At 50.8% G+C, this 12,356-nt stretch carries 13 protein-coding genes, 3 tRNA genes and 1 pseudogene; 9 read left to right on the top strand and 8 right to left on the bottom strand.

Annotated features, from left to right (window positions below; all coding sequences use genetic code 11):
• Positions 1–29: 29 nt before the first annotated feature.
• The gene (locus tag O71_RS04675) at positions 30–1,028 is read left to right on the top strand and encodes a hypothetical protein (RefSeq protein WP_007653784.1); all 999 of its coding nucleotides are present in this window, start codon (positions 30–32) and stop codon (positions 1,026–1,028) included.
• Complete coding sequence (locus tag O71_RS04680) at positions 947–1,387, top strand: hypothetical protein (RefSeq protein WP_192811636.1); 441 nt, start codon at positions 947–949, stop codon at positions 1,385–1,387. Before O71_RS04675 ends, O71_RS04680 begins: the two co-directional genes overlap by 82 nt.
• 197 nt (positions 1,388–1,584) lie before the next feature.
• On the opposite strand, the gene O71_RS04685 is transcribed toward O71_RS04680, so the two are convergent.
• The 4 genes from O71_RS04685 to O71_RS04700 form a co-directional block, all read right to left on the bottom strand.
• A tRNA-Lys gene (locus tag O71_RS04685) sits at positions 1,585–1,657 on the bottom strand.
• 234 nt (positions 1,658–1,891) lie between these two features.
• Positions 1,892–2,506: a DUF4403 family protein gene (locus O71_RS04690; RefSeq protein ID WP_007653789.1), complete on the bottom strand. Its 615-nt coding sequence runs from the start codon at positions 2,504–2,506 to the stop codon at positions 1,892–1,894.
• Between the two features lie 112 nt (positions 2,507–2,618).
• Positions 2,619–2,691 (bottom strand) — tRNA-Lys (locus O71_RS04695).
• 57 nt (positions 2,692–2,748) lie between these two features.
• Positions 2,749–2,821 (bottom strand) — tRNA-Lys (locus O71_RS04700).
• A 115-nt stretch (positions 2,822–2,936) separates the two neighbouring features.
• Here O71_RS04700 and O71_RS04705 point away from each other — a divergent pair.
• Complete coding sequence (locus O71_RS04705) at positions 2,937–3,629, top strand: SH3 domain-containing protein (RefSeq protein WP_234986371.1); 693 nt, start codon at positions 2,937–2,939, stop codon at positions 3,627–3,629.
• Between the two features lie 17 nt (positions 3,630–3,646).
• On the opposite strand, the pseudogene O71_RS04710 reads toward O71_RS04705, so the two are convergent.
• A pseudogene (locus O71_RS04710) lies at positions 3,647–4,455 on the bottom strand (SDR family oxidoreductase).
• Between the two features lie 193 nt (positions 4,456–4,648).
• Here O71_RS04710 and thiL point away from each other — a divergent pair.
• Positions 4,649–5,674 (top strand): thiamine-phosphate kinase, encoded by a 1,026-nt coding sequence (gene thiL / locus O71_RS04715; RefSeq protein ID WP_007653793.1) that lies wholly within the window; start codon positions 4,649–4,651, stop codon positions 5,672–5,674.
• 96 nt (positions 5,675–5,770) lie between these two features.
• Here the strand turns inward: thiL and O71_RS04720 are convergent, their stop codons facing one another.
• The 3 genes from O71_RS04720 to O71_RS04730 all read right to left on the bottom strand — a co-directional run bounded on the left by O71_RS04720 (position 5,771) and on the right by O71_RS04730 (position 9,328).
• On the bottom strand, positions 5,771–6,142 hold the full coding sequence (locus O71_RS04720) for a hypothetical protein (RefSeq protein WP_007653794.1): 372 nt from the start codon (positions 6,140–6,142) through the stop codon (positions 5,771–5,773).
• A gap of 6 nt (positions 6,143–6,148) precedes the next feature.
• Entirely contained in the window at positions 6,149–7,561 is a 1,413-nt protein-coding gene (gene rlmD, locus O71_RS04725) for a 23S rRNA (uracil(1939)-C(5))-methyltransferase RlmD (RefSeq protein WP_007653796.1), read from the bottom strand.
• 159 nt (positions 7,562–7,720) lie between these two features.
• Entirely contained in the window at positions 7,721–9,328 is a 1,608-nt protein-coding gene (locus O71_RS04730; protein ID WP_007653798.1) for a catalase, read from the bottom strand.
• A gap of 157 nt (positions 9,329–9,485) precedes the next feature.
• On the opposite strand from O71_RS04730, the gene O71_RS04735 reads away from it, so the two are divergent.
• The 5 genes from O71_RS04735 to O71_RS04750 all read left to right on the top strand — a co-directional run.
• Positions 9,486–10,172 carry a VOC family protein gene (locus O71_RS04735; RefSeq protein ID WP_007653800.1) on the top strand — a complete coding sequence of 229 codons (687 nt, stop codon included), beginning with the start codon at positions 9,486–9,488 and terminating at the stop codon, positions 10,170–10,172.
• A gap of 145 nt (positions 10,173–10,317) precedes the next feature.
• Positions 10,318–11,208 (top strand): hypothetical protein, encoded by an 891-nt coding sequence (locus O71_RS04740; protein WP_040573656.1) that lies wholly within the window; start codon positions 10,318–10,320, stop codon positions 11,206–11,208.
• Positions 11,209–11,344: 136 nt separating this feature from the next.
• Positions 11,345–11,602 carry a hypothetical protein gene (locus O71_RS04745; protein ID WP_040573659.1) on the top strand — a complete coding sequence of 86 codons (258 nt, stop codon included), beginning with the start codon at positions 11,345–11,347 and terminating at the stop codon, positions 11,600–11,602.
• Positions 11,553–11,810 carry an META domain-containing protein gene (locus tag O71_RS22505; RefSeq protein ID WP_071530837.1) on the top strand — a complete coding sequence of 86 codons (258 nt, stop codon included), beginning with the start codon at positions 11,553–11,555 and terminating at the stop codon, positions 11,808–11,810. Before O71_RS04745 ends, O71_RS22505 begins: the two co-directional genes overlap by 50 nt.
• A 100-nt stretch (positions 11,811–11,910) precedes the next feature.
• A partial coding sequence (locus tag O71_RS04750) for a YceI family protein (RefSeq protein ID WP_007653807.1) occupies positions 11,911–12,356 on the top strand: 446 nt, incomplete at its 3' end.

Consider the following 12,356-nt stretch of genomic DNA (forward strand, 5'->3'; position numbering starts at 1 on the left):
CCGACTCTCCAACTCCTAAACTCAATTACATGGATCTGATTTTATATTCCTGCAAGGCAAGACTGAATAGCTATTTCCGGCACAAGAAGATGCAGCGGGTGCTCCTGCTTGCGCTTGGCATTGTGCTGTCGGCTTTTTATGCCTGGCTGTTTACGTACCTGCTTCAGCAGGCCCGTGAAGGCGGACTGAATATGGATGTCAGCCAGATGCTGGGCTATACCAACCTGCTGTTGCTGGCCTTCACGATCCTGCGGGGTTTTTTCCCGGCCTACATTCCGAAAGCTGATTTCATTAACCGCATATACCCTGTTAAGCCGCTCAAGCGCTTCTGGACTGAGCTTGTAGTGGAATTGGTATCGCCGTTCTACTTCGTGCTGCTCAACTTCCTGCTGTTGCTCTTTATGATGTCGTCTGACTATACTGTGCTGCACCTGGTACAGAGTTTCCTGGTATTCCTGACAGCCCATATCACAAGGCGATCACTGCAGGTGTTTATTGAGCGCCGCATCAACTGGCGCAGCAGCGCATTCTGGGGCGCCATGATCATGGCAGGCGCATTTATAGCCCTGGAAGCCCGCGCGCCTATGTTTGAGCCTGTGAATTCGGTGATGATGCTGGTGGTGCATCTGGCTTCGCTGGCCTCTTTTCTGCTTGCGAATTTCCTGCTGGAGCAGGCAGCCTTCGAACCGAAACGCCGTACCGTGAATTACAGTCATAATGCCCGACGTAGCCTGGGCTGGCGCCTATTCAAGAATCACAAAATGGCCAAGCAACTGCTTCTGTTCGGTCTGGGTTTCAAGGTGCTGATGCTGGGCATCGACGCAACGGTGTACACGGCCAAGGGCATCCATATGCTGGACAAGAACGCAACACTCTGGTTTTTTGTGGGTCCGCTCGTGATCTATACCTATGTGTTCAACAACGTGTGGGGCTTTTACAAAAACCTGTGGCTGACGACAGAGCGTGCTACAGGAAGCTACAAGGAATTTCTGAAGGCCAGCCTGTTGCCGCTGCGCATGCTATCCTGATAGACGCAGCCCTTGTGGTGCTGTATGTGGCCTTCTTTAACCACGAGCAGGCAACTTTCATTCTGCTGATGTATGCTGCAGCCGTTATGGTCCTGACACCAATCGGGATCATAGCTTCGTTCACCAGTCCTAAAATGGTAAAGGGTGGCATCCTGAGCTTTAGTGCCAAGACTTCATACCTGTACAGTTTCTTGTCCATGTTGCTGTTAGGTCTGCTGTTTTTGCCGCTCCTGCACCCGATGCTTTACATGGTGTACCCGATCGTGATTGCCCTGACCTTGTTTGCCATGGTAGCGGTGCTGCAGGAGTACAAGCAGTTTAAATACAAGCTGTTTGAGACGCTCTACAAAACTGAGTAAACGCTTATACCCTATACCTGAAATCCCCTGACTACCGCAGTAGCCAGGGGATTTTTGTTTGTTGACTTGCTGCTTTTGTGGCATGCTATACCTGTACGGTAAAGGTATGCTGCAGGCGAAAAACATGAGATCAGGACAAAGAGAGGGCCAAAACAAAAGAGGCTGCTTACTTGCGTAAACAGCCTCTTTCTTTTCGGTGATCCCGCTGGGATTCGAACCCAGGACCCATACATTAAAAGTGTATTGCTCTACCAGCTGAGCTACAGAATCAGTACTATGTGTTTCCCGTGTTGGGAGTGCAAAAGTAGGGCTTTTTCCTTAATTGCCAAAACTCACTGATACTATTCGCGCTTCCAAAGGTATCTGTATAAAACGACCCAACACAATTTTGGTTTAATCATCCTAAGCATCAAAGCTTTAACAGATCAAAAAAAAAATCTTTTGCAATGAAAAAATATAGCTGCTATACCTATATTCATCTCTTTCTGGGTAGTTCGGCTCAGGTTAGGCGGGCAGCAGTTCGCTCAGGTCAAACACATCTACTTCCACTTTTGCCTGCAACTCCAGGTTCAGGAACAAACGGTTTGACTTTGGCGTGATGTCTTGCACACGCACCTCTTCTACGGCACCCGTGAGTTTCAGCCCCTTCAAATCCATACCTGCTTCCAGCATCCCGTTAGCCTTAGTCAGTTCGCCCGCGATGATTTCGGACAGGTTTACTCTTGCCTTCTGAATGATCTGGTTATAGGCCACCTTGTTGACCAGTACTTCGAGCGAGGAATTATAAAAGCGGCTGGAGGTCTGCGCTTGCATGTTAAACCGGCGGATGTATACCTGCTGCCGGTCGTTGTCGTAGCCTGGCGTTGCCTGCACGTACAGGTCCACATTATCGCGCTTGAGTATGGTCCTTAAAACCCGGATCCTGACTTTTAAGATGATGTCACCGGCACCGGCGCTGCTGCCTGCCAGGCCAACATCCAGAATCTGAGCGTAGGGGTTTGCATCCGCATCCTCGGAGGGCTTCGGTATGTATTCGCCCACCAGCTGCTTTTGGAGTACGCTTTCCAAAGCGGGGTAAGAGATTGTTACCGGTACCTGAATCTTGACAAAGTTTTCCATTGATAGACTTTAGATAAACTATGGCTTTTAAACTCGAAACTGCCGAAAGGGTTTGGATTAGGCAACAAGGGAAATAAAAAAAGCCCCAAACACAGGTTTGAGGCTTTTGAAGTGATCCCGCTGGGATTCGAACCCAGGACCCATACATTAAAAGTGTATTGCTCTACCAGCTGAGCTACAGAATCAGTAATAAGTTAGTGAAATGAAGCACCTCCTTACTTAGATAAAGGAGGCGCTATTTGTGATCCCGCTGGGATTCGAACCCAGGACCCATACATTAAAAGTGTATTGCTCTACCAGCTGAGCTACAGAATCTTTTTACTAACTTGCATTCTCAAGGGCGATTCCCTTAATTGCGTTGCAAAAGTAATATCTATCTGTTTAAATGCAAAATCTTTGGTTCAAAATCTCTGGTTTTTTGCTCCTTTTTTTGGCGCTAAACACCGAACCAGTTTATAGTCAGACAGATAATAAAGCCCTATCCCAAGCTGATTCTCTCTTTAACAGCCTGCAGTACACTGAGGCTTTCACGCTTTATGATTCGTTGCTGCAGCACCAGCAGGTATACACCCCGCAAATGCTCCTCAAGATGGCCTACATCAAGGAAAGTGTGCGTGACTATACCGGAGCCATGTATTACCTGCATCTCTTCTACAAGAAACAGCCCAGCCGATCGGTCCTCAAAAAGATGGAGGAGCTCGGACAGACGCACCGGCTGAGCGGTTATGAGTACAATGACCTGCAGTTCTTCAAAACCCAGTTCAGCAAGCACTACATGCGCATTCTGGAGCTGCTGCTGCTCGTGGCTGTGGTAACCGTGACGGTGATGTTTGTGAGCTGGCGCAAAGGGCACCGCTTCAGCCAGACTTTCAAAGTAGGCTTTGTGCTATACCTACTCTTCATCCTCTACTACATCAACTTCCTCGACCTGGGTGACGAAGGCATTATCCGCAACGATCAGGTGGCAATCATGTCAGCACCCTCAGCTGGGGCTACCTGGCTGGCTACTGTTTCGCAGGGGCACAAAGTACCTATTACAGGGGAGCAAGATATCTGGTACGAGATCCGCTGGAAAGGCGAAAAGGCTTACGTGCGCAAGCACAATCTGCTGGAGCTGCCGTAATTTTATGACACAGTAGTTTACTTCTTCAACGGTGAGTCTTTTTCCTTCGCCATCACATTGTACACCAGCTTATCAGCCAGGCTCGGGAAAAGTTTGTTCACCCATACCGCCATCTTGCCCTGGGTGGTCATCACAAGATCGCGCTTGCGTTTGATCGTGGCTTGCAGGATGCGGTCGGCCACTTCCTCGGCGCTCATCATTTTCTGTTCGTCACGCGGTGTCTCGCCTTGCTGTTGTCCGTCAGCTGCAAGCGCTGTGTTGCGAATGTTGGAAGCCGTAAAGCCCGGGCAGGCAATCAGGACATGCACACCGGAATGCAGCAGCTCGGTACGGAGCGTTTCCAGGAAACCATGCATCGCAAACTTAGACGCCGAGTAGCCAGTACGGGCAGGCAAGCCGCGGTAACCGGCAATTGACGAGATACCGATGATAGAGCCTTTTGCCGTTTGAATGTGAGGCAACGCATACTTGGTGCTGTATACCGTACCCCAGAAGTTGATGTCCATCACCTTGCGCAGCACATCCAGGTCCAGGTCTTGGAACAGCGCCCGCATCGAAATGCCAGCATTGTTAATCAGGACATCCAGCTTGCCATACCTGTTCACGGTTTCGGTTACCATACGCTCACAGTCAGCCTCCATACTCACATCAGCGTTAATGGCCAGGTTATCTATACCTGCGCTGTTAGCTCCTGGGCCGTCTGGTCGAGGTTCTGCTGGTTGCGACCTGAGTAAGCCACCTTCGCTCCTGCCCTGCCAAAGGCAAATACCAGTGCCTTGCCTATACCTGATGTACCGCCCGTCACGAGCACTACCTTATTTTTCATCTTTGCCAAATCAACTTATGCTTTGTCTGCTTTGCTTCACAAACAACTCTATGACACAGCTTCCCGCACAGTGCGGGAGCCAGATGCAAAACTACTACTTCTGCGCTAAATATCGTTCAGGAATTCCGAAATGGGTAGATTACGCCCATACCTTATAATTTGCGTACCTTTGCAGGTATAAAGCAGAAACAAGATGAGTAACTATACCCCACTTAGTGAATTAGGCGAGTTTGGCCTGATCAAGCGCTTGAATGAAAAAATTGAGCTCACACAGCCTTCCACTATCAAAGGGATAGGTGATGATGCGGCCATTCTGGAGCCGGGCGAAAAACAGATTGTGGTAACCAGCGACATGCTGCTGGAGGGTGTGCACTTCGACCTCACCTTTTGTCCGCTGAAGCACTTGGGCTACAAAGCAGTGGCTGTGAATGTGTCGGATATCGCGGCCATGTACGCCAAGCCTACCCAGATCACAGTAAACATTGCTTTGGGAGCCAAGTATACAGTGGAGGCCGTAGAGGAACTCTATGAAGGGATGCGCCTAGCCTGCGAGAACTACGGTGTGGACCTTGTGGGTGGCGACACGACCTCTTCCCGCACCGGTCTGGTGATCAGCATCACGGCTATTGGTGAGGTGGCCAAAGGCAATGCGGTGCTACGCAGCGGTGCTAAAGAAAATGACCTGATCTGCGTGACCGGCGACCTGGGCGCAGCCTATCTTGGCCTCCAGATACTGGAGCGCGAGAAGCAGGCCTTTATGGCTGACCCGGAGATGCAGCCGCAACTCGAAGACAGACAATACATCATCGGTCGTCAGCTTCGCCCGGAGGCGCGCATGGATGTGATCCATGACATGAAAGAGCGTGACATCAAACCAACATCTATGATCGATGTGTCAGACGGATTGGCCTCGGAGCTTTTCCATATCTGTGCTCAGTCCGGTGTGGGTGCCACTATCTACAAAGACAACCTGCCCGTAGATGAGCAGACGCTGGAGGCGGCCATGGAGTTCAAACTCGACCCGATCACCTGCATCCTCAACGGCGGCGAAGACTATGAACTGCTGTTCACGGTGCCAATTTCGGACTACGACAAAGTAAAGAACCACCCCGACATCAGTATCATCGGTAAGATCACTGACAAGAGCGAGGGCATTAACCTGGCCAACAAGCACGGTCAGTCGTTCCCGCTACAGGCGCAGGGATGGCAGCATTTTTAAGACAAACAAAAAAGAGAAGCTGTTGAGGCTTCTCTTTTTTGTTTAACTCAAGTTGAAAAGAACTTTGTCTATTGTCACAAATTCCTTTGCCAAAAATTAATCCTCTGGATAAGGTATAAACACGAAGTTGGTGAAGTTCTCTCCATCCACCACAAAGAGGCAGCAGAACTCGTCCGGGTCTTTGTAAGCTGCCTGAAAGTCTTCTATTTTCTCCGGGTCTACCAGGCGGTGTTTGATGAAGTCTTCTAAATAAGAAGCGTTAATATTCCACTCCAGCGCCAGTTCCTCTTTGGCCAGAAAGAGTGAGCCAATGGGCACCTCCGTCCGGGCAAAAACAAAGATCGGGTACTTTGAAATATGGCGTTTGCGCACCTGGTACGATGCCTCACGCAGGGTCTCAGCCACCACCACAAAGTCTTTGGAAATGGTACCGAGGTATTTACCGTTTAATTCAGGATCGTTTTGCATTCGCTTTTATTTAGCTGTTAACAGAACAATATTTTCTACGTGGTGCGTCTGTGGGAACATATCCACCGGCTGCACCCGTGCTACGTCATACTTCTCAGAGAGCAGCTCCAAATCACGTGCCTGCGTGGCCGGGTTGCAGCTCACATACACAATGCGATTCGCATGCACTTGCAGAAGCTTCGCCACCACCTTCTCGTCCATACCTGCACGCGGTGGATCCGTGATCACCACATCCGGTCTGCCATGGCGCTCGATCAGCTCATCCGAAAGGATGTCTTTCATGTCGCCGGCATAGAAGGTCGTGTTGGTAATGTCGTTGATCTGAGAATTGATCTTGGCATCCTCGATGGCGCTTGGCACATATTCTATACCGATGACCTCACGTGACTGACGGGCCACAAAGTTGGCAATGGTACCGGCTCCGGTATAGAGGTCATACACCAGTTCATTCCCGGTCAGACCGGCAAACTCGCGGGTAAGTTTATAGAGCTCATACGCTTGGTCACCGTTGGTCTGGTAGAAGGATTTTGGACCGACCCGGAAGCGTATCCCTTCCATTTCCTCATGAATGTAAGGCAGGCCTTTGTAGCAAACTACTTCCAGGTCGTGGAAAGTCTCGTTGCCTTTTCCATTCACCACATACTGCAGCGAAGTGATCTCAGGGAAAGTTGTAGCCAAATGATCCAGTAAGCCTGTCAAAGCCTCCTCGTCCTCATGGTATACCTGCACGATCACCATCAGTTCGCCGGTATTAGCCGTGCGGATGATCAGGTTGCGCAACCAGCCGTTCATACGCAGCTTATCAAAAAACACCAGATTGTTAGCCCGGGCATAGTCGCGCACGGCCAGTCGGATGCTGTTGGAAGGCTCCGGCTGCAGATAGCAGTTCTGAATGTCAAGTATCTTATCAAAACGGCCCGGCATGTGGAAACCCAGTGCCCGGCGCTCATGCTCCTCCCCTGACTTGATCTGCTCGTTTGTCAGCCAGCCGTAGTTGGAAAAGGTGAACTCCAGTTTGTTGCGGTAGAACTTGTCTTTGGCAGAACCCAGGATCGGGTCGAAAGGCGGTAGCGCCACCTTGCCGATGCGCTCCAGGTTATCCTGCACCTGCTTCTGCTTGTAGAACAGCTGCGTGTCGTAGCCGATGTGCTGCCACTTGCAACCGCCGCAGGTACCGAAGTGCTCACAGAATGGCTGCACACGTACCTCGGAGTAGCTGTGGAAGTTAATGGCCTCCGCCTCCATGAAGCTCTTCTTCTTGCGTGTCACGCGCAGGTCTACCACGTCGCCGGGAGCCACACCGCCCACAAACACTACCATATTCTCGTGGCGCGCCAGGCACTTGCCCTCCGCTACCATCTCCTCGATTCGAATGTTCTCGAGTATTTCGAAATTAGTCTTCTTCTTATGCTTTCTCACAATACTGCAAAATTAGCTAAAATTCGGGAGATGTGGGAATGAACAAAAAAAGGCCGCTCCTTCCTGGGAGCGGCCTCTCTATACCTAAACAATTCTTCTGTTAATACGGCTTGGCCTCGTGTGACTTGCCTTGCGCATCCTGCACACCTTCTTCGCCGGTTACATTACCTGACGGGCCATCCATGCCTCGATCTTCTTGTGCTCCATCATCATCTTCTTCATCTCCTTCGTAGCACGGTCAATGCTTTCTCGCACTCTGCGGCCATAGTCTTCGTCGGCCTGGGTGAAGTACTCCAGCATCTTGCCCTGTATGCGGCTATCGCATTTGGCCAGGTCATTGCCCAGGTTGTTGATCAGTTCGTCACGTTCCCAGTCCTCGAAATTGCGGTAAGTCTCCCCAGCCTGACCGAACGGGTTCGGTCGGTCGATTGGCTGACGCACCAGGTTCGCTTCGTAACGCGGCGAATACTCCTTCGGCTTTTCAGCCTGCTGCAGGCCGCCCAGTATAGACGGCTCATAGTTTACGTGGATGTTCTGGCCTTCTGCAAAGTCCGTGTCAAAGGCCATTTGTCCGCCGCGCTGGTTCGTGGCCACATGGGTCTTCGGTGCATTGATCGGTAGCTGCAGATAGTTGGCGCCTACCCGGTAACGCTGCGTATCGGAGTAAGAGAAGGTACGCCCCTGCAGCATTTTATCGTCCGAGAAGTCCAACCCGTCGACCAGCACACCTGTACCGAAAGCCGAAAGCTCCACTTCGTTGAAGTAGTCCACCGGGTTGCGGTTCAGGGTCATCTTACCCACTGGGTGCCATGGAAACTGCTCCTTCGGCCACAGTTTGGTATCGTCCAGCGGATCGAAATCCAGCTCCGGATGATCGTCGTCGCTCATGATCTGCACGTTCAGTTCCCACTCCGGAAAGTCCCCGCGCTCGATGGCCTCGTACAGGTCCTGCGTGGCGTGGTTGAAGTTCTTGCCCTGTATCTCCTGCGCTTCTTTCTGAGTCAGGTTGCGGATACCCTGTTTCATTGGCTCCCAGTGGTATTTTACCAGCACCGCTTCACCATCTTCGTTTACCCACTTGTAGGTGTTCACGCCCGAGCCCTGCATCTGACGGTAATTGGCAGGTATACCCCAGGGCGAATACAGGAAGGTAACCATATGAGTTGCCTCCGGTGTACCGGAGAAGAAATCGAAGATGCGCTCGGCACTTTGTATATTGGTTACCGGATCTGGCTTCTGGGAGTGGATCAGGTCCGGAAACTTCATGGCGTCGCGAATGAAGAATATCTTGAGGTTGTTGCCTACCAGGTCCCAGTTACCGTCTTCGGTATAAAACTTCACGGCAAAGCCGCGTGGGTCACGCAGCGTCTCAGGCGAGTGCGTACCATGGCCTACGGTAGAGAAGCGCACAAACACTGGTGTTTCTTTTCCTTTCTTAAATACCTTGGCGCGGGTAAATTTTTCAATAGGATCATTGCCCACTGTACCATACGATTGGAACACACCGTGTGCTCCGGCACCACGGGCATGCACTACGCGCTCCGGTACGCGCTCACGATCAAAATGCGATATCTTTTCTATGAAGTGGTAGTTCTCCATGGTAGCCGGGCCACGGTTGCCTACTGTTCTAATGTTCTGATTGTCAGTGACAGGGTGCCCCTGGCGGGTGGTGAGGGTTGTGCCTTTGCTGGCGTTACGGGATTTTTCGGCTTTGGAGTACTTTGACTTATCCTGTCCATTGCCTTTCATACTTTCTTTTTCTTTCATGACCTGCTGATTTTGATAGATTTACAGATAGTATTTAACGAAACCAATAATGAAGAGTTGGTTTAAATTCCTTTAAATAGGTATCTCCCCTCTAAATGTCCTCTGTTATTTATTCTCGTATATCTCTTAAGTAAGCACCATTCCTAGTGACAATCTGATGAAAATAATTTCTGTTGAACTGCATACACGCCAGCCTGAGGAGCTGAAGGCATTTTATACCGAAACACTGGGGCTACCACTGCTGTCAGAAGAGCAGCAGGCCTTCAGTGTGCAGGTGGGACACAGCACCCTGACTTTCCGCACAAACCTGGAGCGGCCAGTAGGTGGCTACCATCTTGCTTTTAATTTACCAGGCAACCGGATTGGGGAAGCAGGCGAATGGTTGCAGGATCGTGTAGCGTTTCTGTATGCGCCCGGTTCCACTTCGCCTGTCGTATACCACGAAGCATGGCAAGCCCAGGCACTTTATTTTTATGATCCGGAGCTCAACCTGCTGGAGTTTATTTCACACCGCACAGCCTCAGCCAGCCTGGCACCTTTTGGGCCCGAGCAGCTTATAGGTGTGGCAGAAGTAGGCTTGCCTGTGCGTGATGTGGCATCCTTTGCGCAGGAGCTGCGTGAGAAGCTGCAACTGCCTCGCTGGAAATCGGCCAATGCGCTGTTTGAAGCTGCGGGAGGCCCGGAAGGTATGTTGATTGTGGTGCAGGAGCAAAGGCCTTGGTTCCCTACCCAAAACCCCGCCCAGGCACTGCCGCTGCGCCTGTCCGTACAGGCACCAGGCAAAGGCCGCATTGAGCACTCTCTTTTCGAAATCAGCCCAGCAGCAGCGACTCCTCAGGTATAGCCTGACTTTTTAACTTCGTGCTTTCCATACTGTAACCGAGTTGAATCACTGCTGGAGCGTATGCAAATGATGCCTTAACCAAACACTGCGGCTTGATGCTCGTTTAAAAAGCATAATTGAACATGAATCTATAAAACATAAACCTATGAGACATAACGAAGATTTTGGTAGAAGCTACCGTGAGCAAGGGAGACGATCCGGAGACAGGTATAACCAATCAAGCAATCTATCTAATTACCAGTCGCGTTACGAAAACCGCGGCAACTACTACGGTATGCCGGACCAGCACCACGAGTACCGAAACGTAAGCAGCCAGGGCAGCACAAGCTATGGCAGTAGTGGCCCGGTGGGTGGCTATGGAGCCAGCAGCTGGCGCAGCAACCGCGATCAGGATGACCGCCATACCCAGGGGCAGATGCACCAGAACGAATGGGGTGGCAGTGGCAGCAACCAGTATAGCAATCGCGACAGAGACAATTATAACTATGGCTCTGGCAGCGGCAGTTCACAGGGCGACCACTACCGCTACGGCGACCCGAACCCATACATGAACTACGAGCGGCAGGGCGGCTACGAGAAAACACGTGGAACCGGCTGGCGAAGAGAAAGTGATGTGGACCATGCCAACCGCCGCTATGACCGTCAGGAGAACAGCTACCGCCATACCGGCCATGGACGCCGCTTTGACCAGTACGGCCAGGACGAGCGCTATAATTATGCGCATCGCCGGCAGGACGGACGCCGAAGCATAGAAGATTCTGAAAGCCTGGACGACCGCTACTACGACCGTAGTGAGCACAGCCGCAGCAGCAGCGACAATGACTACGGTCGCCAGTATGGCAGCAACTACGATCACCGCAATCAGGATCGTGAAGGCCGTAATGACAACTATGAAACACGTCGCTTCCGTGACCGTGACTATGATGACTCTCCAAGTCGCAGCCCACGTGGCTATGGTTACCGATCGGGTCCGGATTATTCGGCCGACTCTCCTATTTCGAGTTACGGCCGAAGCGTACGGGGTTATCAGAAATAAAGCCAAAAGTGAAGTCCACCTCCCGGGTGGACTTCCTGCTTTAGGGTGCCATGCTACCTAATTCCGGTCTTATGCGTATGCAATTCCATACCTGGACAAAGCTTCCGATAAACTTATGCCCTTAACGAAAGACACTATGAAAAATATGGTACGCACCAGTTGGCTCTTACTACTCCTCCTGTGCCTGAACGCCTGTAACCTTAGCGAGAAGAACAGACAGTACGGCGTTGAAGGAGACACAGAGCTGAAAAGCTCTTACTGGATTCTGCTCTCTTTGCAGGATCAGCAGTTCCAGGATAATCCTGAAAACCGCACCGCTTATATCCGCTTCGAAGCTGGTGAAAATGAAGCTAAAAGGGTACACAGGCTGCAACCGGTTGATGGGCAGGTATAGCGTTGATAATGGCTCTCTTAAGCTGACTAACCTTGGCACCACACGGGCCATGTGCCCCATCATTGAGCAGGAGAACCTCCTGATGGCCGTACTCGAAAAAGCAGACTCTTACCGCATTGCCGGCGAAATCCTCACCCTTTTTTACCAGAACAGGGCCATCGCTACATTCAGAGCAGGCGCAGAACCCAATATGCCTCCCAATCCCTGAGCAAATAACTACCAGATTATAACCCTATTACCTGTGATGCAGTATGCTAAAGGCACTGGCAACCATATATAATTAAACAAGTTAAAAACCACTTATACCTATGGCAACAACTAAATGGATCGTAGACCCGGCACACAGTGAGGTGCAGTTCAAAGTACGCCACCTGATGATTACAACCGTGACCGGCTATTTCGAAAAATTCAATGTAGAAGTGGAAACAGAAGGTGAAGATTTTCACAACACCAAAAGCATTGTGTTCACGGCCGATGTTAATTCCATCAGCACCAACAACGAGCAGCGCGACACGCACCTGAAGTCAGCTGACTTTTTTGATGCCGATAACCATGAGCAAATCAGATTTGAAGGCAAAGACTACGAAGAGCTGAAACCCGGTTTTGAAAAGCTGAATGGAGAACTCACTATTCGTGGCACCACACGGCCCATTACACTCAATGTGGAATATCACGGCACCGTGGTGGACCCTTATGGACAGACAAAGGCAGGTTTCAGTGTCGAAGGCAAGATCAACCGTAAAGAATTCGGATT

Origin of the sequence: Pontibacter sp. BAB1700, from assembly GCF_000277005.1 — a bacterium.
In the GTDB taxonomy this organism is placed as follows: domain Bacteria; phylum Bacteroidota; class Bacteroidia; order Cytophagales; family Hymenobacteraceae; genus Pontibacter; species Pontibacter lucknowensis.

Excerpts from the sequence above, each read along its gene's own strand:
- O71_RS04675 (WP_007653784.1), top strand. The coding sequence starts at position 30 with ATGGATCTGATTTTATATTCCTGCAAGGCAAGACTGAATAGCTATTTC.
- O71_RS04690 (WP_007653789.1), bottom strand. The coding sequence starts at position 2,506 with ATGGAAAACTTTGTCAAGATTCAGGTACCGGTAACAATCTCTTACCCC.
- thiL (WP_007653793.1), top strand. The coding sequence starts at position 4,649 with ATGAGTAACTATACCCCACTTAGTGAATTAGGCGAGTTTGGCCTGATC.
- O71_RS04720 (WP_007653794.1), bottom strand. The coding sequence starts at position 6,142 with ATGCAAAACGATCCTGAATTAAACGGTAAATACCTCGGTACCATTTCC.
- O71_RS04730 (WP_007653798.1), bottom strand. The coding sequence starts at position 9,328 with ATGAAAGAAAAAGAAAGTATGAAAGGCAATGGACAGGATAAGTCAAAG.
- O71_RS04735 (WP_007653800.1), top strand. The coding sequence starts at position 9,486 with ATGAAAATAATTTCTGTTGAACTGCATACACGCCAGCCTGAGGAGCTG.
- O71_RS04740 (WP_040573656.1), top strand. The coding sequence starts at position 10,318 with ATGAGACATAACGAAGATTTTGGTAGAAGCTACCGTGAGCAAGGGAGA.
- O71_RS04745 (WP_040573659.1), top strand. The coding sequence starts at position 11,345 with ATGAAAAATATGGTACGCACCAGTTGGCTCTTACTACTCCTCCTGTGC.
- O71_RS22505 (WP_071530837.1), top strand. The coding sequence starts at position 11,553 with ATGAAGCTAAAAGGGTACACAGGCTGCAACCGGTTGATGGGCAGGTAT.